This is a genomic window from Cytobacillus oceanisediminis, from assembly GCF_003182355.1.
In the GTDB taxonomy this organism is placed as follows: Bacteria; Bacillota; Bacilli; order Bacillales; family Cytobacillaceae; genus Cytobacillus; species Cytobacillus oceanisediminis_A.
Map to the genome: position 1 here is coordinate 169926 of NZ_QGTW01000001.1, position 20601 is coordinate 190526.

A 20601-nucleotide genomic window follows, 5' to 3' on the forward strand; every position below is an offset into this window, starting at 1 on the left:
AACGGGGTAGAAAGATTAAATATGATTAATAATTCATTTTAACCTATCACTCGTTTAATTAAATGGTAGATTTAGTAAAAGAACGAAATAGAACACAGACTTAAAAAGGCTCAGTGATAAACTAAGCCTTTTTTTTACTTCTAATACTTACAACCATTCATTTGTGATTTAATATCTTCTTTACTCAACCCTTTCCTTTTTTTATTGTCTTTTTCAGTTGCATTAAAAGTGGCATTTTTCCCTTTTATTTAGGTGGATAATTACCTATACCAATATAGAAATATATTCATAGTTTATAAGGAAGTACATTACCTCGACATTTGTAAATATTTGTACTCCGACGCCTGACAGGATGGGCGGTGGATGTTCATAGGAAAGGAGTATATATTCATAAAAATAAATTTAACATTAAAAAAGGATGTGAAATAATTTGCCTAATACTCAACCTTTAGTAAGTGTCATTATCCCATTCTACAATTGCCGCTTTGTTGACCAAGCAATTCATAGTGCCTTAACACAAACCTATTCAAATATTGAAGTAATCGTTATTAATGACGGCTCAACTAAAAATCAACATTTGGCTACCAAGTTTCTTCCCCGTATTAAATATTTCAAACAGTCCAACAAAGGCGTGGCTGCTGCATTAAATACCGGGATTAAACATGCTGCAGGAGAATATATCGCATGGCTTAGTTCTGATGACATGATGAATAATCAAAAAATCGAGAACCAGCTTAAATTTATGCAAGAGAAGGGATCGGAGATATCCTTTACCAACTTTAATCTATTTGATGAAAACAACAAAATTGTATCACATAATGTTGGCCAAAATTATCAAGATGAAATTGACGTCATAGATGCCTTCCTTCGTAAAAATCCCATTAATGGCTGCACGATCATGATGTCAAAAAAAGTGGTCGAAATCACTGGTTTTTTTAACGAAAACCTGAAATATGCGCAGGATTATGAATACTGGATAAGAGTATCATTAAAGCATCCAATCCATTATTATGATAAAACGTTAACAAATTATCGGATCCACCCATCTATGGGATCGATTCTATATCATGATGACCAAATGAAAGAATTCCACCAAATCAAAGAGCGTTATACTGCACAGCTGAATTCCTTAATAAAGAGCAAAAGAGAAAACAAACTTTCGAAAACTTCTAGTAAATTACGACACAAAAAAAATAATCCGCGCTTGAAAAATGCACGGAAGTATAATCCCAGCATTTCCAATAGTGTCCATGCGAGTTCCAGTTATCGTCGCACCCTCAAGGATTACTACAGAGGTAATTAATAACAATCAAATTTATGAATATGACATTAACAGAGTAGCTGCAGGCGCTTTTCCTGACTACTTCTTCGTAAAACCTGAAGGTCTCCTTCAGGTTTTGTCCATTTAGGATGAACAGTAGTAAATTATTTTAGGGAAGCTGTTTAGCGTACCGTATAGACCAATTATCATCCTGGATAAAAGTGGATTTTCAAACCTTGTCCAAGCATTTTCCAGTTTTCATCGTAAAATATATTAACACAACATAAGGAGGTGATTTCATGGCCATTCAATTTCTAGATTTGAGAGTTTCACAGCATAGTAATAACGATGGGTTTACAACTCCAATCCCTACAGCACCCGATTCATTGACATTTGGTATCATTGGAGTTCAAACAGCTGGAGTATCACCAGAAAATGCAGGCGATATTCGTGTCCTTCTAAATGGATATGTTAAAGTTGAAGGTATTACAGCTACTACTGAGACCCTAACTTTAAGAATTTTTAGGGATGGAATACAAATCTTTGAAACTTCAGTTGGACCACTTGCAGCAGAAACTGGAGAAGTTTGGGGATTCAGTGCGGCTGACTTTCCACCAGACCCTTCAGGCGGACAACTCGATTATACTGTTACAATCGAGTCCGACCTGGCTTTATCAACTGCTGTTATTGCAGCTGCAAACTTTAGCGGAGTAGCTGCAGCCGGTGCCGGTGTTTTTTAGGGCTAGTTCTATTCGCAAAACCTGAAGGTTCTCCTTCAGGTTTTGTTTTTTACTCTTTCTTCATCATTGCCTGCACTTATTAACTGATTGGAAAAATACGAAAAAAAACTTTTAAAAATGCTTTGCAGTTCCACTCAGACGAACATTTACAGTATCTAGGTATATGGCGGATAGGCTTGTAGCATGAGGGATGGGTTATAAAGCCGGAAGCAATACCAGTGACCAATGATGTTTCCGTTAAGGTTTAGTCGTTTGCTCCTAAACGATTTCCGGATAATTTTTAGCTAAAGTAAGGTTGGAGGAAAGAGAGATACAGTGTTTCTACCAGGAACAGCAAGGTCTGGTTTTAAAAATATTACCTATAGTAGAGATAAAAAACAGATTGAAAAATGGAAAGCAGATTTTAACAAAAGGAAAATTTAGCATCATTGCAAGGAAAGCCTTATTGATAATATATTATTCTTATTAAGAAAGCCCGAATCATAATCGGTTTATGGTTCTCAATAACAGAGGCCTGTATTTCCTCTTGAGTAAGTTTGCTTCATTAAGCAGCTTTGTTCTGTGTTTAATGGACCCCATTTTGTTATGGACTTTATACAGAGTTAAAGGTTCATCCAGGTAGCCAAAATTATAATGCTGAATTGTCCGGAGCCAATAATCATAGTCTTGTGTACAGGCTAGTTTTTCATTGAATTTGCCCACCTTATTATAAACCTCTCTCTTCATCATAATCGTAGACCCATTTATTGGGCAGCCTTTTAAAAGTCTAATACAAAGCTTTTTTCTTGAAACAGGATGGATTGCTGCCCTTTCCTTAATGACCACTCCTTTTTCGTTTATCCTTGAAAAATTCGTATAACTTATATGAAAATTATTTTTTTGCATAAAAAGGAATTGTTTTTGTACTTTATCTTTAACAAAGAAGTCATCGGAACTTAACCAAACAATATAATTTCCTTTGGAGATTCTAATACCAGCGTTCAACGCACTGGCTGTCCCTCCATTAGCCTTTTCGATGTATTTTACTCTTTTATCTTTTAAAAAAGGCATAATCCGATCTTTATACAAAGTCGATCCATCATTAACCACAATCACCTCTATATTAGAATATGACTGCTTCAGAGCGCTCTTTATTGCTTGATTTATATATTGGCAATTAAAAAAAGGAATGATAATGGATACATTTGGTTTCATTTGTACCTCCTTATAACTGTAACAATCTATATATCTTATGAATATTTATGGAAACAAGTGAAGGAGTTTTGTTTTATTGCCAATACTAAAAAAGGGGTTTTACTGTGAAAATTCTATTTGTTTATTATTATCCCAGTGGCGGAGTTGAGACATTAGCAAGACAAAGGAGCAAAGCACTCAAAAACATGGGAATCAAATTTCATTTTCTTTACTTTTACAAAGGGCCAGGACTGCAAAATATTAATGAAACAGTATTTGTTACGAATAATGATCAAAATATTCAAAATATAATAAAGCGAGAAAAATATGATGCGATGATAGTATGTTCAGACTATACGTTTCTGCCACGAGCAAGAAGGTTAGGATATAAAGGACCGCTTATATACGAAGTGCAAGGTCTTGGACCCATTTATGCCGCAAATAAGTATCTGAAATCTGGCCAACCAATCGTGCAAAAATATGCAAATTGTTTGTTATATCCAAGAACTCCACATTTAATGAGATTAATGGATGAATACTTCCCACTAAAAGCAAAACATTGCTTCCATAACTGCATTGACACTGAAACCTTTCGTTACCAAGATGGTCTGCCTGCTGAATCAGCCCAACTAATTGGATGGGTAGGACGGCTAGAAGACAATAAAAACTGGAAAGATCTACTTGAGATTGCTGCCTCACTTATAAAACGAAAATTTAAAATGAAAATCTGGATTTTTACGGACGATACGTTAGACAAACCTGAACAAGTAAAAGCATTTCAATTAAAAGTACAACAACTAAAGCTTAAAGAATTTATCACAATGTATAAAAATGTACCCAATAAAGAAATGCCTACTTATTATACAAGAATAGGCAATTCAGGAGGTTTTCTTTGTTCAACATCAAAAACTGAAGGATTCGGATATGCAATTGTTGAAGCAATGAGTTGTTTATGCCCTGTTGTGACCACAGATTCAGATGGAATAAAAAGCTTTATTTTCCACAATAAAACTGGGAAAATATTCCCTCACGGAAATATTTCTAGAGCTACAGCAGAAGCTGCAGATTTATTGCTTAACACTTCCTTAAAAAATTCGATAAGGCAGAATGCTCGAAAATATGTTACTGAAAATTTATCTCCCCAAATATATGCCAATAATTTTAAAAATTTACTTAAAAGCTTACATCTAAATGTTTAATTAAATAGTTCAAAATAAACAAAAGACAAAAAAAGCGATTGGATGACCCATCGCTTTTTTTCAGCAGGTTTCTGACCTATCTTAAAACCTTCCCATAGAAAAAATCTTGCTAAAGGGATGCTTTTTTACCAATTTAAATCCTTTTCATAACCTATATTTTTCATAACCTAGATTGATCAATAAATCGCCAGCTACGCCCTTGAAACGTCTTTTGGCCTCGCTGTCGAATTCATTTTGCCAGATTTCTGGGGATTAATATTTTTAACATAGAAGACACTATTGTATTTCTGGGAATTCTCGTTTTCTGATGGATAAGTAGAAAGTTAACAATCCTTTCTATCGCAGAACATTGAGATAATGGCGATTGTACCCATTCTTCATAAGTTTAAGTTAGCACGTTTGATGCATTTCGCCATTTAGCGAATTCAAGAATATAATCTTTAATGTTTGGCCTTATTGCAGGAGGCAACGTAAAACCTTCGAAAATAGCCAAATATATTTGTTTCTGCGAAAGGTTATTTTTTAACATAATGCACTATATAATCATCCTTTAATGATAATATATTGTAGAAATAACGGTATGATTCTTGTTATGAGCCTAATAATTATACGTTTATTAGCTCTCGTGTTTCACTTTCAAATTGTCCTTTATCCCTTCGTAAAAGTAATACCTAAATTTCCATATTTTTATTATAATGATACTTTTCAAAATCTTTTTTAAACACCTCTCTTACTAACTGTTTTGTTTCTTCATCATAAAAATTATTATAATGCGGCAAGGGGCCGCGCAGTGTATCCTGAGACATATTAACCTCTGCGAATATTTTCTTACTTTTATCAGTCATTTTCTGTGCCTTATGATGGTGAGACTGAATGATATTTTGAATTGGGGAGTCTAATAAGTTATATTTTTTTCCATATTTTTGATTTCTGTCCAAAAATGTTCTAAATACACATAATTACCAATAAATAATTCCTCTTCTTCAACATATTGCTGGGCAATGTGAGCATCTATTAAACCTCTATTAACTCCAATATTCTTAATTTGATATAAGAATTGTTTAAATGATAATCCATCATGTTTACCATCTGGAGAGACCTGATTCATTATATGTTTATTTTTGAGTGTCGTAAAAAATGAACTGACTGCTCTGTTATATGGCATTACGAACAAGTTTATAGACCTCTTTATTGTCATCAGCAAGCTGCTTTACTACTTTAAGCTTGTGATTTTCCTGTTTTTCAAAAACTTCCATTCTATAAAAGTGAACCCAAGAGTTATAATCAACTGCTTTTTGAAGTATTCCTATTTGGAAAAAGAACCATTTAATAAGTGAAGTACATCCAATCTTTGGGCTCCAAAAAAATAGTAACGGAAAATTTTTCTCATACAATGGTAAAAATGGAGAAATTAATTTTACAGCGAGTATTTCCCGTTTTTTTGTACATTGACACCCTTTTCACCTCCTTATCTCATTAATAAATGTGTATAAGGCTTACTTTGCTTGGATTCTCCGCCAGTTTTGTTAAATGATTTATTACTTTGTGACCTTATTCCTTTCGCTTAACGGTGCTTCGCTCAATTCTGTAATAAAAACCTTTTTATAGAGGAATAACCTTTTCCAAATTAAACATCTTTACTTTTATGATTCAATAATGATTTTAATAGTGATCCAGAGAAACAAATATTAAAGTTTAGAATATTCAATTATAAGGCATCTCAGTAAAGTAATCGAAAAGGTGGAGTTCCTGCTTTGCCTTTATTTGTTTTTCCAGGAACCCAACTTGCTGACTTTTAGGAATTTTCACAGAGCCATCCGTATCCCCTAAAGTGAATTGAGTTAAAAGAGACAGTCGGGGCATATTTCACTTTGTCCCTAATATCCCTGATTTCTTCTGCACCATTATTGGATGCAGCATCAATTTTTATGACATCAGGAATAGAATCGTCTGTAATGCCTCTTTAGGCACACTCATTGCACGGTTCAGTAACCGGACCCTTCTCGGATTACAAGCTTTCCTGCCGTATTCCTTCATATTTTTCGTCAGTTATAAGGAATTGATCCAGAAGTTTAAATTTACAATACTCGATTTACACTTGAACCAGCTCCTGCGGGAGCGTTTTATACCGCCTCATTCCATACATTGTACTTTAACCATGCTCAGCAACCGGGTATATTGTATATAGATTGATAAGGAAAGTCCTTGCTGCTTCAGCGGGTACTGTTTACGCAGTTGGCCCGATTATATTCACACGTAAAGCCATTGAAAAACTTGATTAGTGTTGTTCAAAGTGACCTTCTAGAAACTAAGACTATATTGCCGGATTCTTTAGAAGGTGGCTAACCTTAATGCCTTCTCCATCACCGTATGTACGGTTCCGAATTTGTCGGTCTTTTAGGCAGTTGATTATCTCACATAAATAGTTTTCAACCTTCTTATTGAGGGTTTTTTGTATTAAAAACCCGAACCAAGTTTTCCAGGTCTACGATTATTTAGTGTCCAGGAAATAATTCTCATCAATATGCGGATTTAAATTCTCTACAAAACTAAGTGGCGATGGTTCTTTTCAATCAGCAAAAATTTTCAACCGCAGCATTCATTTAACCTAGTAGCCTACATATAATGTAAAAAACGTTTTATGTATTTTTAGGAAAGAGTTCTTTTTTGTAAAACGGAAAAACGGCCAATGAGTTTTCAGGCTTAGAATATACATGTAAAATTCTATGTAAATAGGAGCTGTTTAGTTTGGAAAAAAAGAGCAAACTATTTCTTGTTTTATGCCTCCACCGCTCTGGCTCGAGTGCTACTGCTGGTGTTATGCAAAATTTAGGAATCCATATGGGTGATAAACTCCTCCCTGCATCACGGCATAATCCTAAAGGACATTTTGAAAATCTTGAATACTTTCAGATAAATCAAGACTTGCTGCGAAGCGTAAAAAGCGCGTGGAACAGACCGCCGAGCCGAGAAAGAATAAAATCCGCCAAAATTCCTGACACGAAAATACGTGAATTTCTTAAAAAACAAGTTAAGCCTGTTTGGGGTCTGAAAGATCCCCGCACACTTTTAACGTTTGAAATATGGAAACCGTATCTTGAAGAAGTTTCCGAAATAACCTACGTGTTTGTTCATCGTCCACTGGAGGCTTCCGTCCGTTCACTTGCTCACAGGGATCGAATCAGTATTAGCAATGCAAGTCAAATTTTAACAACATATCTTATTAACCTCTATTATTACCGCCATACTTTCAGCCTGCCTCCTGAAAATATAATTGACGTTTATTATCAGGATATCATCCATACCCCAGAACCATTTGTAAGTAAATTTAATGAAAAAATTGGGAACCCCAGAGCTCACAATCTTGATAGAGTAAAAGAATTTTTGGACATTAAATTGAAAAAGTTTTAAAAACAAAAACACGATTAAGATTCATTGACTTAATACAGAGCCAGTTTTTATGAACAATGAATCCTATTACCAAACAATGTTCAGCCAATAGTAAAGAAGAAGGAGTGTTTACACATATGTGGAACCACTATTATGGACTAAAACTAACGGAACAGGATATACAGAAGGGCATCCATCGAAATCAGGTAGGCGGAATGTGGCAGGAAATGCGCGAACTACAGTTGAAATTTATGAAAGAGCAGGGTTTAAAGCCTGAACACGAACTGCTGGATGTTGGCTGCGGCAGCTTGCGCGGGGGGATTGCCTTCATCGATTATCTTAATGAAGGTAAATACAGCGGACTGGATATTAATTCTTCTCTTATAAAAGCAGGGCAAGCTGAAATAAAAAATGCTAACTTAAACTCAAAAAAACCTGTCCTAATAGTTAATGACAGTTTTAATTTCAAGCCATTTAATAAAAAGTTTGATTACGCTATTGCGCAGTCTGTTTTCACACATCTTCCAGTAAATTTAATTCAAAAATGCCTTATTAATATTGAGCACGTAATGAATCCTGGCGGGAAGTTTTATGCAACTTTTTTCGAAACAAAAAGAAAGTTTGATGCTTCTCCTATACACCAGCCAAATTCAGGAGGGATTATTACAAATATAGACAGGGACCCCTTTCATTACCATATATCTTTATTTAAATATTTAGTGAAGGGCAGTTCATTACAAATGAATTATATTGGAAATTGGGGCCATCCGAGAAATCAGAAAATGATTTGCTTTAGCAAAGGCAAAAATTCCGCCTAACAGATTCAGTTTAATAAACCGCCTTTATAATTTGTTATTAATTTCAGGACTATTTATTTTTAGGAACATTAAAAAAAACGATTGTGTGAACAATCGCTTTTTTAATGTTGAGTTTTTTAAACTGTTATGAACTTTTCAGTTTTTAATAACATCGACTCAAGCACAGTACTTCTCGATACACTAAACCTTTTCACTCGCCATTAGAGAAACCAATGATTTTAATCGAGAACTCTCAGGAGAATTTCTTGATTTATCAGGCAGTTCAAAGCGCTTCCGCTTTAACCTAGATTTCTTCTATTTCAGGTATTTTGAAAAAGATTGGGGTGTTTTTTTTGTCTTGACCTGTGCAGGAGCATAGTTTAATCTTTTCACTTTAGCCGGCTGTAAAGTTCTTCCGTGGTATAAGTCTTTGGGAGAAAAACGTTTATTTATTTCATGACATAAACACATAGGAACACCTCACCTTCTTGATATATAATATGAGAATAAATTTTTGGCGCTTGTATTATTGTACTAAATTACTTAACAAAAACGATGAAATAAGCTGTCTGGGCGTGTCCAGACAGCCTTAGCGGGAACTACATGTGTCCATTATATTAAGAAAAACTAACTAAGCTTTTCTATTATTCTCATTTTTGAGCATTTCCTTTAAACCTTTGACTAAAGTGTACTTTGGTTTCCAATTCAAAAGTAATAAAGCTTTTTTATTACTTAACTGGCTGTTTAAAATTTCTCCTTTTCTTGCTGGCTGTTTAACCCTTCTCATTTCGGTGTTTGTTACCATTTCTATAGTACTTAACACTTCGTTAACAGCGGTTCTCGAATTGGAACTGATATTAAACGTACCGCTTAAACTATTTTCGATTGCAGCCACATTTGCAGCTACTACATCCTTTACATAAATAAAATCCCTTGTCTGTTTCCCATCACCAAAAATTGTTGCAGGTTCCTTGTTCAAGGCTTGATTTATAAAAATAGAAATAACACCTGCTTCACCCTGGGAGTTTTGTCTCTCTCCATAAACATTTGAAAAACGGAGAATCGTATAGGAAAGGCTGTATAATTCGGAGTATAATCTTATATATTCTTCTGCGCACATTTTAGAAAGACCGTAAAAGGATAACGGATTTAAGGCTGCTGATTCCAATATTGGCAGGCTTTCAGAATAGCCATATACTGCTGCTGAGGATGCAAAAACTATTTTATTCACTCTATATTTTTTGCTGCATTCGAGAAGATTTATAGTTGCTAAAATATTAATGTTTCCGTCATTATATGGAGCTTTTATAGAATCCGTGACACTAATCTGTGCAGCTAAATGAATCAGTATATCCGGTTGTTCTTTTGAAAAGACGTTTTCTACATGATCTATATCAATAATATCGATTTGATGGAAAGAGATATCGTCTGGCAAATGGGCTCTTTTCCCTGTGCTTAAATTATCGATTACTGCTACTTCATAATTTTTCTTTAGTAATTCATCAACAATATGTGACCCAATAAATCCTGCGCCTCCCGTTACGAGGACTTTTTTGGCCCTTTTATCCATAGGTTAAGGTTCCATTCCTTCCCTTTGATGTATAAGTTTTTTTGTGGGAAAATCTCGCTGTATAATACCAGCAGTATAAACCTGGAATTCCTTTTTTCATGTAATATGGATGATAAGCAGAAAACTCCATACTAATGAATGTTTTTTACCGGTTTTTTGTTTCCCACTTAAAATCTATTAAAGTATCATCCCACGGTATTCGTTTCTCATCTGGATCGTTTGGATCATAGGCCTCTGTTGTGAAATAAATGATGGTGGCAGGCTTTTCCCCCAAAACCCGATAACCATGGGCAACGCCTTTTGGAATCAAAAGCATGAGCGGATTTTCCTCCCCCATGTAATAAACATCCGTTTCACCTTTAGTTTTTGAACTCTCTCTCAGATCATAAAGGACTACCTGTGCATTACCGGAAGGAAAAAACCATAGATCATCCTGTTTTTCGTGATAGTGAAAAGCTTTTATCACACCCGGGTAGCTCATAGACCAGGAGGCCTGGCCAAACCTTGATAACAGATCTGGCTCATCCTCCCGGATAAGTTCTGCAAAAAAACCGCGGTCGTCACAATGTTTGACGAGTTTCTTCACCTTAACTCCATTGATCATTTATAAGTCACCTCTTGAATGAATTCATTTAATGCTTCCTTCCAAGGTCTAAGAGCTTTAATATCTTCTCTGAGCAAGGCTTTGTGTCCGAGAACAGAATAACGGGGCCTCGGAGCAAGAGCCTCATAATGCTCAGTCGTTGTGGGCAAAACCAAATTCGGGTTGAAACCTGCTAATTCGAATATAGTCTTTGCAAATTCATACCAGCTGCAGGAACCCGTATTGCTAACATGGTAGATGCCATTTTTCTTATCGAATAAATGAATAATCGTTTCAGCGAGATCCTTCACATAAGTAGGTGAACCTATCTGATCATTTACTACTTTTATTTCTGTATTTTTTTTAGCCATGTTCAATATTGTCTTTACAAAATTCTTTCCATCAAGCCCGTAAAGCCAGGATGTGCGTATAACCGTTCCATTATTATTTTTTAGTACTAATTTTTCACCCACCCACTTGCTCATTCCATAAATGGACTGCGGATTTGGTGTATCTTCTTCATTATATGGAGAATGTTTACTTCCATCGAAAACATAATCAGAACTAATATAAAACATCCTGGCTTTTACTTTATTTGCTGCCTGAGCTATATTGAGTGCCCCTAGCCCATTCACATCAAATGCTTTATGAATGTTTATTTCACATTGATCCACTTCAGTAAATGCAGCAGCATGTATAATAATTTCCGGTTTAAAATGTAATATTATTTTTTCTGCTTTTTCCTTATTAGTTATGTCTAAATCATTTTTACTTAAACTTACGATAGAATGGGTTTGGCATAACCTTCTTTCCAATGCCGTTCCTAATTGGCCGTGAGCGCCAGTTATTAAAATCTCCATCCTTTCACCATCTCTCAAATATCCTATGTTTATACCATTCTATTGTTTTATTAATCCCCTCATTGAAAGATACACTTGGTTTCCAGCCCAACTCTCTCATTATCTTAGTTGAATCCATAGAGTATCGACGGTCATGACCTTTACGGTCTGGTATATGCTTTATCAGTTGTGTATTCTTCTTTAAATGGTTTAAAATAATATGGATAACTTCCAAATTCGTTTTCTCTGCAGAGCCTCCGATATTATAAATTTCTCCTGACACCCCCCTTTCCAGAACTAACTGGATGGCATGGCAATGGTCGTCAACATAAATCCAATCTCGTATATTTAAGCCATCTCCATATAAAGGAATTTCTATGTCGTTAAGTGCATTTGAAATAATTTTAGGGATAAACTTTTCCGTATGCTGCATTGGGCCATAATTATTGCTGCATCGTGTGATGATGAGTGGAAGCTGATGTGTTTTATAAAAAGATCTAACCAGTAAATCTGCACTAGCCTTACTTGCAGAATATGGATTATTAGGTGCGAGAGGTGTTTTTTCAGTAAATGGAGGATCTGCTGGTTTCAGTGAACCATATACTTCGTCTGTGGATATTTGAATCATTTTTCCGGCTTTCCCTGATAAAACAGCTTGTAAAAGGTTAAAGGTACCTTTTATATTCGTATGAATGAATGGAGCCGCATCCATAATGCTGCGGTCCACATGTGTTTCTGCAGCAAAGTTTATGATTGCATCATATTTTTGATCAAAAACAGATTCGAGTTCATGTACTTTTCCAATATCACATTTTGTAAAACGATAACGGTTTGATTTTTCGTATTTATGAATAATTTCATTTCCAGCATAAGTAAAGGCGTCCACATTAGTGATAAAGTAATTTGTCTTACTTAATAAATACTTAATGAAATTCGACCCAATAAATCCGGCACCGCCAGTAATAAGAAGCTGTTTACTCAATTAATTTCCTCCCCAAATTGATTGGCGCAAACATATCGTTGAGCCTTATAAAGGGATTCATGCGTCCCTGCATCAATCCACCATCCCTTTAGTACGTCATAATGAAGCAGACCTTGCTTAATATATAGATTATTTACATCTGTGATTTCGAGTTCGTTTCGGCTTGAAGGATAAATGTTTTCTATAATATTGAAGACTTCTTGATCATACATATATATTCCAGTTACACAATAAAAAGAAGGTGGATCAGCTGGTTTTTCAATGATGGAGATAATTTTTTTTGTAGTTGGATCTATTAAAGGCACACCATACCGAGTAGGATCTTTTAGTTCCTTCAGAAAGATTCTAGCGCCTTCTTTTTGTTCTTGGAATGCCTTGATATAAGGTGTTAATGAATCTTCAAAAACATTGTCACCTAATAAAGCAATAAACTTCCCATGATCTATAAAACTTTTCGCATTCATAAGGGCATCTGCAATGCCTCCACCCTCATTTTCTTGTATTTGATATTGAATCCTAACATCTTGATTCTCCCCAAAGCCTAATATATCTATAAAAGAACTCAGCTGTTTTTTATTCGTAATAATCAAAATGTCATTTATTCCCGCATCCCTTAATCTCCGGATAGGCCAATAGATCATTGGATAAGGTCCCACTGGCAAGAGGTGTTTATTGATAACTCTTGTAAATGGAATTAAACGAGTCCCGTTTCCTCCTGCAAGAATAACACCTTTCATGATTAATTCCCCTTTCGTTGAAAAACTTTGAAAATATAAAAGCCCCAGCGCTTTACATATTCCTTTCAAATTTTTTTCTATATACTATATGATAAATATCTCCCTTTGACCTAAATTGAGGTTTTTTTAAACAAATACCTTTTGGTTTTTATAGGACTCCAGGAACTCCCGGCTCAATGAGGAGGTGTCTTCCTGCCTGTTAATTCTCTTAATAATTAAGCTAAAAAAGAAATACTTCCCTACATTATCTTTGTGGTAAAAAAAGGGAAGCCGAAAATTTAAAAATGAGCACAATTTTAAGATTGCAACTTACAATACACCTAAAAAAGTCCTCCTTAAAGCCGTTAATCCGTTTTCTTAACTTTGAATTAGGGGCGGAATGAAGGTTCTAAATGAATGGGTAACTATACGAATTTTATTTCCCATTTTCTTCGCTACATGCTCAAATGCCGGAATTTAATAAACTCCGGCTTTTTCCTCTGTTCTAAATCAAATTGTCATTCGCCCTAAGTGAGCTTTTGAACGATTACTCTGCATCAGCATATAATAATGCAGTTGAAAAAAATTCTTCCTTAAAAAAGCTATTTTTTTGGCTCTGTTAAATTTGGCTGTTGATTTCCGCTGCAGGCACTCGCTTTCCGCGGGGCTACCGGGAGCCTCCTCGTCGCTCTGCGCCTGCGGGGTCTCCCTTGGTACGCTACTCCCGCAGGAGTCTCGCCGCCTTCCACTCCAATCAACAGGGTGCTAAAAACAACAATGACCTTTAACAGAGCCATTTTTTTAAATAAATGTAATGTATTCATGAGTACTGTATTAGCAACTGAAACAATACAAGTGCTATCTGTATCAGTGAATTTTTTTTAAGTAGTCCAATCCTTTTTGTTTAAAAAGTTCGCATTTGAGGACCATTAGGATGCCATTTTCTTTTTTATGTAAGGAGAATTCATCTATGAACATTGACGCAATGATTTTGGGCTTTATATTAGTAATGATGTTTTTTGTTCTTATTAAAGAATGGCTATTACCTGAATTTACAGTATTCCTATCCTTATCAGCACTGATTTTTACCGGTATATTGACACCTGCGGAGGCATTAGATGGATTTTCAAATCCTGGCGTTCACACTGTAGCATTTCTCTTCATTTTTGGAGCCGCTGTAGGAAAAAGCGGAATCTTAAATGAGCTTGTTAAAAGAATTTTAAGCCAGGGAAAGAAGCTCCCGCATATTTTATTACGATTAATGCTGCCAATTAGTGCACTTTCCGCATTCATAAACAATACACCAATTGTAACGATGTTAATTCCCACTCTTCAAACTTGGGCCGTTTCAAATCATATTAAACCCTCCAAGCTTTTAATTCCGTTATCTTATGCGGCCATTTTAGGCGGTACCATTACTCTAATAGGAACTTCTACAAATTTGATTGTTCAGGGACTTTTGCTGGAAAGAGGTTTGGAAGGGTTCCATTTATTTGATTTTGCTTTTTTTGGAATCCCTTTAGCATTAGCAGGTATTCTGTATTTTGCAGTGGCCGGACACTATTTGCTGCCGAGCAGGCCACATAATATTAAGCAGTTTCAGGATGAACAGCACCTATATATATATAAATTTGCGGTTGAAAAAAACTCCCCATTAGCTGGTAAAACCATTAAAGAAGCGATGCTGCGTAATTTAAATCAGCTGTTTCTTATTGAAATCATCAGGAATGGAAGAGCAATTATCCCGGCACCCAATGATGAAATAATTCAAAGCAATGATATTCTTGTTTTTTCTGGGAACCCAAAAGGATTATCGAAAATCAGCAACATTCTGGGTCTTGCTCAATATACAGAAGAACATAAAGGAAATCACTTTAATAATATTACAACCCTTTTCGAAGTAGGCATCTCGGGTAATTCTCCGTTAGTAAATAAAAAAATTAAAGAAAGCCATTTCCGATCAAAATATAATGCTGCCATTGTAGCCGTTAAGAGAAAAAGTAAGCAAATCACAAACGGGATAGGAAATATCGTTATTAAACCTGGGGACACGCTATTACTTCTTGCCAAAAAGGACTTTGAAAAATCATGGACAGATACTGAAGATTTCTATTTTATATTTTCAATTGATCATACAAAAGACCAGCCACGGTACGGGAAAATTATTATTATTTTGATATTATTTGGACTCATAATTTCCTCTTTCTTTCAACTGTTGCCAGTTTTCAATCTTACTTTAATTGCAACAGTTATCTTATTAATGACAAAGGTCCTTACAGTTTCGGCTGCCATTAAAGCAATTAATTGGAATGTGATTATCCTGATGAGCTGCGCCATCGGGATTGGCAAAGCAGTTGAAAAGACGGGATTGGCACAAATGGCAGGTGAATTTTTAATAAACATCCATGCTAATATCGGAATCATGGGGACATTGATTCTCTTCTATCTTCTCACTGTCATCTTAACGGAAGTTCTTAATAATCTTGCCACTGCTGCCCTCATGTTCCCAATCGGTTTTTCCATTTCTCAGCAGCTTAATCTGGATCCAATGATGTTTGCGATGATCACCGCTATCGCTGCATCATGCAGTTTCCTAACGCCTATCGGATATCAAACCAATTTACTTGTTTATGGCCCAGGTGGCTATAAATTTACAGACTATTTGAAGGTGGGGCTGCCCCTAAGCTTGATCAGTATGGTTCTAACCCTTTCTTTAACGTATTTAAAATGGCTGTAATTATATTGAAAAGGAGAATTTCTTTTGAATAAAAAGGAAACCGATAAAAATGTTGTTTGGCATCAATCCTTAATCAAAAAAGAAGACAGACAAAAACTGCATGGCCATAAAAGCTTGATGATTTGGTTTACAGGTCTTTCCGGTTCGGGGAAATCCACGATTGCCAATGCACTCCAGAAGGAATTATTTAGAAATGGCATAAGTACTTATTTGTTAGATGGGGATAACCTCCGCCATGGTATTAATAAGAATCTTTCTTTCTCTGAAGAGGACAGAAAAGAAAATATCAGAAGGACTGCTGAAACTGGAAAGCTGTTTGTAGATGCCGGAATTGTAGTCCTGGCTGCTCTCATTTCTCCATTTGCAGAAGATCGGGGAAATGCACGGGCGTTATTTGAACCTGGGGAGTTTATAGAAGTTTATGTGAAATGCTCTCTTCAGGAATGTGAAAGACGTGACCCAAAGGGATTGTATAAAAAAGCAAGAAATGGTGAAATCAAAGAATTTACTGGAATAGATCAAGTGTATGAAGAGCCGATAAATCCGGAGATCATAATTGATTCGAATAAATTATCAATTGATAAAGCAGTCAATATTCTCTTATCATATCTTTTCACCAAGATTAATCTCAAATAGCTTTAAAGGAGGTTTTTATATGACACTTAGTATTCCACACGGTGGTACCTTAGTTAATCAAATCCAATTAGACTATAATAATTCAGACATTTATTCAGAAATTGAAATAGATGCCACGGCACTCTCCGATTTAGAATTAATCGCAAATGGAGCTTATAGTCCGTTAAAAGGTTTTCTGGGAAAGGAAGACTATGAATCTGTTCTAAAAAACATGCGGCTGGCAAACGGATTGGTTTGGAGTATTCCCATTACACTCCCCATTAAAGAAAAAACGGCAGAAAAGCTTAAATTGGGTGAAAAGGTTAGTTTGAAGTATGGAAATGAAATTTATGGTGTGCTTGAGCTTCAAGATATGTATGCACCTAACAAAATGGAAGAGGCAAAAAAAGTATACCAAACAAAGGATCAGAACCATCCTGGTGTTAAAAAGCTTTTGGAACGCCCCAATATATACGCAGCTGGCCCTATAATCATGACTAAAGTTCCTCCAAAAAACCCTGAATTTAGCCTTTACTATAAAACTCCGCAGGAAACAAGAAATGCATTTGAGCATAATCACTGGGAGACAATTGTAGGGTTTCAAACAAGAAACCCTGTACACAGGGCACATGAGTATATCCAAAAGACAGCTCTTGAGCTAGTCGATGGTTTGTTTCTTAACCCTTTAGTTGGTGAAACGAAAGCTGATGACATACCAGCAAATATTAGAATGAATAGCTACGAAGTTTTGTTAAAACATTATTATCCTAAAGAAAGGGTGTTTTTGGCAGTTTTTCCGGCTGCCATGAGATATGCCGGCCCAAAGGAAGCTATTTTTCATGCACTTGTCCGCAAAAATTATGGCTGTACCCATTTCATTGTTGGGCGGGACCATGCAGGAGTTGGAGATTATTATGGCACCTATGATGCGCAGAAAATCTTTGATCAATTCACCCCGGAAGAAATCGGAATAACGATACTTCCTTTTGAACATAGCTTTTATTGTACTAAATGTGAAAATATGGCTTCCAGCAAGTCTTGTCCTCACAGCAAGAAAGACCATTTACATCTCTCCGGTACAAAGGTAAGGGAAATGCTGAAAAAAGGTATTACTCCACCTTCGCAATTTACCCGGCGTGAAGTAGCAGAAATCTTAATCAAAGGTCTAAAAACACCTGAAAAATGAGCTGTTCGTATTTGAACAGCTCGTTTTCTTATAAGTCGTATCCAAACTCTCCAATTGAGTGCTCTTCATTGTGAAAGTCGGATCCCCCTGTTATTTCCTTATTATATTTTTTAGCCATTTTTTTATAGCGAACTGAGTCTTCTTTGCTATGCTTCCTGTGCCAAACCTCAATCCCGTCGAGTGGAAGCCGCATGATCTCCTCTGTAATTATGTCATCATGTATGAGGACCGGATGTGCTAGTACTGCCATGCCGCCAGCTTGGTGTATTAACCTTATTCCCTCTTCAGGAGACAGAACCATTTTATCCACTGAACATGGTTTTCCATCAGCTAAATAAAGATCAAATACTTCTTGTGTATTTTTTGCATATCCTTTTTCCACAACAGCTTTTGCGATATGAGGGCGGGCAACAACCTCACCTTTACTGTGCTTTTGGACATCTTCATCTGTAATATACATCCCTATTTCACAGAATTTATTTACAATTAACTTTGCCCGGTTTTCTCGGTAATCACGAATTTTCTTTAATGTTTCTAATAGCTCTTTAGACTCACTAATATTATATCCTAATATATCAATATTTTTCCCTTTATACTTTGTGCTTAGCTCTATTCCTGGAATGACCTTCACTCCTAGCTTCTTTCCAGCTTCCATAGCTTCTTTAATCCCGGATGTTGTATCATGGTCAGTAATGGCCAGGGTGGTTATGCCTTTTGTAATTGCCATGTTCACTACCTCGGACGGTGAAAAACTACCGTCAGAAGCAGTTGTGTGCAAGTGAAGATCAAAATGTCCGTTCTTAATTATTTCAGCAAGTTCCATATAAATACCTCCTCCTGATTTAACCATTAATTAAACAATCTACAATGTTCATGACATCTCTTTTAAGATTTATTAATAGTATTTGACTTTCCTTTCCCGATGACCTTTTAAAAAAAATTTTACTTTGGTCCCGTTCCGGATGGGCGGATAGTAAACCTGGCTCCATATTTCAGATAGACTTTTTCTTCCATTCGATTTTTTGCAGAAAGATTTTTCTTTTTCATCTGTATATAAAGCCATTTGCCCGATTGATCATAATCTATGATACTTCTTTAAATACATGCATTTCGTTTCGGAGGTTTTTTGTAAGGAAAAAACTCAATCATTTAGATGAAAAGCATATTTTTTATATAATTATAGAGGTTTTTAAAAAACTTATTTCTTTTGTTTTTAATAGGTAGCTAATTTATCCTCCCTTCTCTGTATACTCATTTCTAATTATTATATGAAGGGAGTTAAAAAGTGGCTGTCCCATGGCCTAACAAAAATTGACTAACCATGTTTTCCTAATGGAAGTATAATTTTTCACAACTTACACTCCAGTTAAAAGCAAAAAGATCCTTCTCCACCTGAGGCGTCCCCTTCCCTTCCTCACACAATTCCACAGCTTTATCGAAACTTCTGTGATTGATGATTGAAAGGATGATCAAGGCTGCAGCAATAATAAATAGGTATTTCCTCATGTTTTTCCTCCGGCCCAATTTATTCTCAATTTGTTGACATAATCTCTGTTATAATGGAACTATAAGGCAAATTTTGCAAATTTTCTAATCGTTTTTAAATTTATTGATTGACGAGGCGATCCATTTGCTCCTTTTCTTTAAGATTGCGGTTTGGATGATTGTCGCTTGTCTCGGGTTTTATGTTATTTCTGTTTGGAAATGGGAAAAGAGAGTTAAAGAAAGAATGTTTGCAATCCGGAAAACCTGGTATATCATCTATGTACTTGGTGCAGTTATTTATTGGACTAGAGAGCCTGCTTCCATTTTTACTGATTGGCTGAATTACCTGATTGTCGCGATTATTTTTGCGCTTGTTGACGCCTTTGTTTTCCTGGGCTCTTACTTGAAAAGAGTTGGCAATAACGAACTGGCAACGGATACAAGAGAATTGCTTGAAGAAAATAACGACCTCTTGAACTCGCACATGAATAAGCTGAAGTCTTTTCAATATTTATTGAAAAATGAACCGATCGACATTTATTATGGAGATAAGGAAGCGTATATTGCCGGAATCGAAAAGCTTTTGGCCGATTACGCGGAAAAAGTGGATATGAAAGCAGCTTTATGCAAATATACAACCCAAGAAGATAAGGATTATCTCCTTGAACATTACGCGGATAAAGCATTAATTCACAGCCGCTTGGACCGCAGGGAAGTATATTATGACGCTGACGAGAAATTGGCGTTGATTCCTTTCTCCATACTTGAAGACTATTATGTAATAAAATTAACCTCCGATGATTTTGTAACTGAATTCGACTACTTGCTATTCACTTCACTCATATCAATATACGATCTAATGCTCCCTGCTGAACAGGAGGACGAAGACCATGAAGGAACCAGCGGATAAAAAAAAGGACAAATCGAGTAAAAAGAGCACCGTGAAAGTGATGAAAAAAAAGTCGCGCATCAGCCTTCCCTGCTTTGAAGTCAGCCCGCATACAGAACGGATCATAAAAGAGAATAAAAGATTAATAAGTGTTTATACAAAAAGCAAAGTCTGAGCATACTATATGGCGTGGAAGGTATTTTCTTCCGCGCCTTTATTCATGTTCACAATAAGGGTTCATATAATAAAGAAACAAATCCTATAAAAAGGGCTGAGCAAAATGAAAAAACTGACAAAGAAAGTAAAAAATATAGACTTCCCCACCTTCTCCATTTCCCCCTATACGAAAAATCTTTCCAAGAAAACGGAAGCCGCGATCCAGGATTTGAACAAAGGAAAAAATCTGCCGAAAAATAATGCGTAAAGAAAAGCCGCCTTT

General features: G+C 35.8%; 21 protein-coding genes and 1 pseudogene. 11 read left to right on the top strand and 11 right to left on the bottom strand.

The genetic code is table 11. The features are described 5' to 3' along the window. The first annotated feature begins 430 nt into the window (after window positions 1–430). Both DFO73_RS00845 and DFO73_RS00850 read left to right on the top strand, forming a co-directional pair. Window positions 431–1303, top strand: a complete 873-nt coding sequence (locus DFO73_RS00845) for a glycosyltransferase family 2 protein (RefSeq protein WP_110062899.1) — start codon at window positions 431–433, stop codon at window positions 1301–1303. A gap of 257 nt (window positions 1304–1560) precedes the next feature. Further along, entirely contained in the window at window positions 1561–2001 is a 441-nt protein-coding gene (locus DFO73_RS00850; protein WP_110062900.1) for a hypothetical protein, read from the top strand. Window positions 2002–2481: 480 nt separating this feature from the next. On the opposite strand, the gene DFO73_RS00855 is transcribed toward DFO73_RS00850, so the two are convergent. After that, entirely contained in the window at window positions 2482–3195 is a 714-nt protein-coding gene (locus tag DFO73_RS00855; protein WP_110062901.1) for a glycosyltransferase, read from the bottom strand. Between the two features lie 104 nt (window positions 3196–3299). Between DFO73_RS00855 and DFO73_RS00860 the strand changes: the two genes are divergently transcribed. Beyond that, window positions 3300–4373, top strand: a complete 1074-nt coding sequence (locus DFO73_RS00860) for a glycosyltransferase family 4 protein (RefSeq protein ID WP_110062902.1) — start codon at window positions 3300–3302, stop codon at window positions 4371–4373. Between the two features lie 671 nt (window positions 4374–5044). On the opposite strand, the gene DFO73_RS28365 is transcribed toward DFO73_RS00860, so the two are convergent. The 3 genes and pseudogenes from DFO73_RS28365 to DFO73_RS29085 all read right to left on the bottom strand — a co-directional run. Continuing rightward, a complete protein-coding gene (locus DFO73_RS28365; RefSeq protein WP_181395870.1) occupies window positions 5045–5218 on the bottom strand; it encodes a hypothetical protein in 174 nt (57 codons plus the stop codon). Between the two features lie 50 nt (window positions 5219–5268). After that, on the bottom strand, window positions 5269–5547 hold the full coding sequence (locus DFO73_RS00865; RefSeq protein WP_110062903.1) for a hypothetical protein: 279 nt from the start codon (window positions 5545–5547) through the stop codon (window positions 5269–5271). A 678-nt stretch (window positions 5548–6225) separates the two neighbouring features. Beyond that, window positions 6226–6378 (bottom strand): annotated as a pseudogene (locus DFO73_RS29085) (hypothetical protein); the annotation flags it as partial. Between the two features lie 743 nt (window positions 6379–7121). Here DFO73_RS29085 and DFO73_RS00870 point away from each other — a divergent pair. Beyond that, window positions 7122–7784: a sulfotransferase family protein gene (locus DFO73_RS00870; protein WP_258309136.1), complete on the top strand. Its 663-nt coding sequence runs from the start codon at window positions 7122–7124 to the stop codon at window positions 7782–7784. A gap of 116 nt (window positions 7785–7900) precedes the next feature. Continuing rightward, on the top strand, window positions 7901–8581 hold the full coding sequence (locus DFO73_RS00875; protein WP_181395871.1) for a class I SAM-dependent methyltransferase: 681 nt from the start codon (window positions 7901–7903) through the stop codon (window positions 8579–8581). A gap of 610 nt (window positions 8582–9191) precedes the next feature. Here DFO73_RS00875 and DFO73_RS00880 read toward each other — a convergent pair. From DFO73_RS00880 to DFO73_RS00900, 5 genes are all read right to left on the bottom strand, one after another. After that, window positions 9192–10130, bottom strand: coding sequence for an NAD-dependent epimerase/dehydratase family protein (locus DFO73_RS00880; protein WP_110062906.1), 939 nt, complete (start codon window positions 10128–10130; stop codon window positions 9192–9194). A 145-nt stretch (window positions 10131–10275) separates the two neighbouring features. Next, on the bottom strand, window positions 10276–10734 hold the full coding sequence (locus tag DFO73_RS00885; RefSeq protein ID WP_110062907.1) for a dTDP-4-dehydrorhamnose 3,5-epimerase family protein: 459 nt from the start codon (window positions 10732–10734) through the stop codon (window positions 10276–10278). Then, window positions 10731–11573, bottom strand: a complete 843-nt coding sequence (gene rfbD / locus DFO73_RS00890) for a dTDP-4-dehydrorhamnose reductase (RefSeq protein ID WP_110062908.1) — start codon at window positions 11571–11573, stop codon at window positions 10731–10733. Before rfbD ends, DFO73_RS00885 begins: the two co-directional genes overlap by 4 nt. A 4-nt stretch (window positions 11574–11577) precedes the next feature. After that, window positions 11578–12534 carry a dTDP-glucose 4,6-dehydratase gene (rfbB, locus tag DFO73_RS00895; protein WP_110062909.1) on the bottom strand — a complete coding sequence of 319 codons (957 nt, stop codon included), beginning with the start codon at window positions 12532–12534 and terminating at the stop codon, window positions 11578–11580. Next, window positions 12531–13271, bottom strand: coding sequence for a sugar phosphate nucleotidyltransferase (locus DFO73_RS00900; RefSeq protein WP_110062910.1), 741 nt, complete (start codon window positions 13269–13271; stop codon window positions 12531–12533). The genes rfbB and DFO73_RS00900 overlap by 4 nt, the downstream gene beginning before the upstream one ends. A 949-nt stretch (window positions 13272–14220) precedes the next feature. On the opposite strand from DFO73_RS00900, the gene DFO73_RS00905 reads away from it, so the two are divergent. Genes DFO73_RS00905 through sat form a run of 3 tightly spaced genes read left to right on the top strand, consistent with a single transcriptional unit; the run spans window position 14221 to window position 17788 of the window. Beyond that, a complete protein-coding gene (locus DFO73_RS00905; protein WP_181395872.1) occupies window positions 14221–15987 on the top strand; it encodes an SLC13 family permease in 1767 nt (588 codons plus the stop codon). 24 nt (window positions 15988–16011) lie between these two features. After that, window positions 16012–16623 (top strand): adenylyl-sulfate kinase, encoded by a 612-nt coding sequence (gene cysC / locus DFO73_RS00910; RefSeq protein WP_110062912.1) that lies wholly within the window; start codon window positions 16012–16014, stop codon window positions 16621–16623. Window positions 16624–16642: 19 nt separating this feature from the next. Continuing rightward, window positions 16643–17788 carry a sulfate adenylyltransferase gene (gene sat, locus DFO73_RS00915; protein ID WP_110062913.1) on the top strand — a complete coding sequence of 382 codons (1146 nt, stop codon included), beginning with the start codon at window positions 16643–16645 and terminating at the stop codon, window positions 17786–17788. Between the two features lie 28 nt (window positions 17789–17816). Here the strand turns inward: sat and DFO73_RS00920 are convergent, their stop codons facing one another. Continuing rightward, window positions 17817–18611, bottom strand: a complete 795-nt coding sequence (locus DFO73_RS00920; protein ID WP_110062914.1) for a PHP domain-containing protein — start codon at window positions 18609–18611, stop codon at window positions 17817–17819. 506 nt (window positions 18612–19117) lie between these two features. Continuing rightward, window positions 19118–19294, bottom strand: coding sequence for a hypothetical protein (locus DFO73_RS28370; RefSeq protein ID WP_181395873.1), 177 nt, complete (start codon window positions 19292–19294; stop codon window positions 19118–19120). A 124-nt stretch (window positions 19295–19418) separates the two neighbouring features. On the opposite strand from DFO73_RS28370, the gene DFO73_RS00925 reads away from it, so the two are divergent. From DFO73_RS00925 to DFO73_RS00935, 3 genes are read left to right on the top strand one after another with little or no spacing between them, the layout of a single operon-like run. Further along, on the top strand, window positions 19419–20183 hold the full coding sequence (locus DFO73_RS00925) for a type II toxin-antitoxin system SpoIISA family toxin (RefSeq protein ID WP_110062915.1): 765 nt from the start codon (window positions 19419–19421) through the stop codon (window positions 20181–20183). A 40-nt stretch (window positions 20184–20223) separates the two neighbouring features. Further along, entirely contained in the window at window positions 20224–20337 is a 114-nt protein-coding gene (locus DFO73_RS00930) for a type II toxin-antitoxin system SpoIISB family antitoxin (RefSeq protein ID WP_375137298.1), read from the top strand. Between the two features lie 14 nt (window positions 20338–20351). Beyond that, entirely contained in the window at window positions 20352–20579 is a 228-nt protein-coding gene (locus DFO73_RS00935) for a hypothetical protein (RefSeq protein ID WP_110062917.1), read from the top strand. Window positions 20580–20601: the final 22 nt, after the last annotated feature.

What these genes read in the sequence shown, in the direction of transcription:
- DFO73_RS00850 (WP_110062900.1), top strand. Translation starts at nt 1,561, where the DNA reads ATGGCCATTCAATTTCTAGATTTGAGAGTTTCACAGCATAGTAATAAC.
- DFO73_RS00855 (WP_110062901.1), bottom strand. Translation starts at nt 3,195, where the DNA reads ATGAAACCAAATGTATCCATTATCATTCCTTTTTTTAATTGCCAATAT.
- DFO73_RS28365 (WP_181395870.1), bottom strand. Translation starts at nt 5,218, where the DNA reads ATGACTGATAAAAGTAAGAAAATATTCGCAGAGGTTAATATGTCTCAG.
- DFO73_RS00875 (WP_181395871.1), top strand. Translation starts at nt 7,901, where the DNA reads ATGTGGAACCACTATTATGGACTAAAACTAACGGAACAGGATATACAG.
- DFO73_RS00880 (WP_110062906.1), bottom strand. Translation starts at nt 10,130, where the DNA reads ATGGATAAAAGGGCCAAAAAAGTCCTCGTAACGGGAGGCGCAGGATTT.
- DFO73_RS00885 (WP_110062907.1), bottom strand. Translation starts at nt 10,734, where the DNA reads ATGATCAATGGAGTTAAGGTGAAGAAACTCGTCAAACATTGTGACGAC.
- rfbD (WP_110062908.1), bottom strand. Translation starts at nt 11,573, where the DNA reads ATGGAGATTTTAATAACTGGCGCTCACGGCCAATTAGGAACGGCATTG.
- DFO73_RS00900 (WP_110062910.1), bottom strand. Translation starts at nt 13,271, where the DNA reads ATGAAAGGTGTTATTCTTGCAGGAGGAAACGGGACTCGTTTAATTCCA.
- DFO73_RS00905 (WP_181395872.1), top strand. Translation starts at nt 14,221, where the DNA reads ATGAACATTGACGCAATGATTTTGGGCTTTATATTAGTAATGATGTTT.
- sat (WP_110062913.1), top strand. Translation starts at nt 16,643, where the DNA reads ATGACACTTAGTATTCCACACGGTGGTACCTTAGTTAATCAAATCCAA.
- DFO73_RS00920 (WP_110062914.1), bottom strand. Translation starts at nt 18,611, where the DNA reads ATGGAACTTGCTGAAATAATTAAGAACGGACATTTTGATCTTCACTTG.
- DFO73_RS28370 (WP_181395873.1), bottom strand. Translation starts at nt 19,294, where the DNA reads ATGAGGAAATACCTATTTATTATTGCTGCAGCCTTGATCATCCTTTCA.
- DFO73_RS00930 (WP_375137298.1), top strand. Translation starts at nt 20,224, where the DNA reads ATGAAAAAAAAGTCGCGCATCAGCCTTCCCTGCTTTGAAGTCAGCCCG.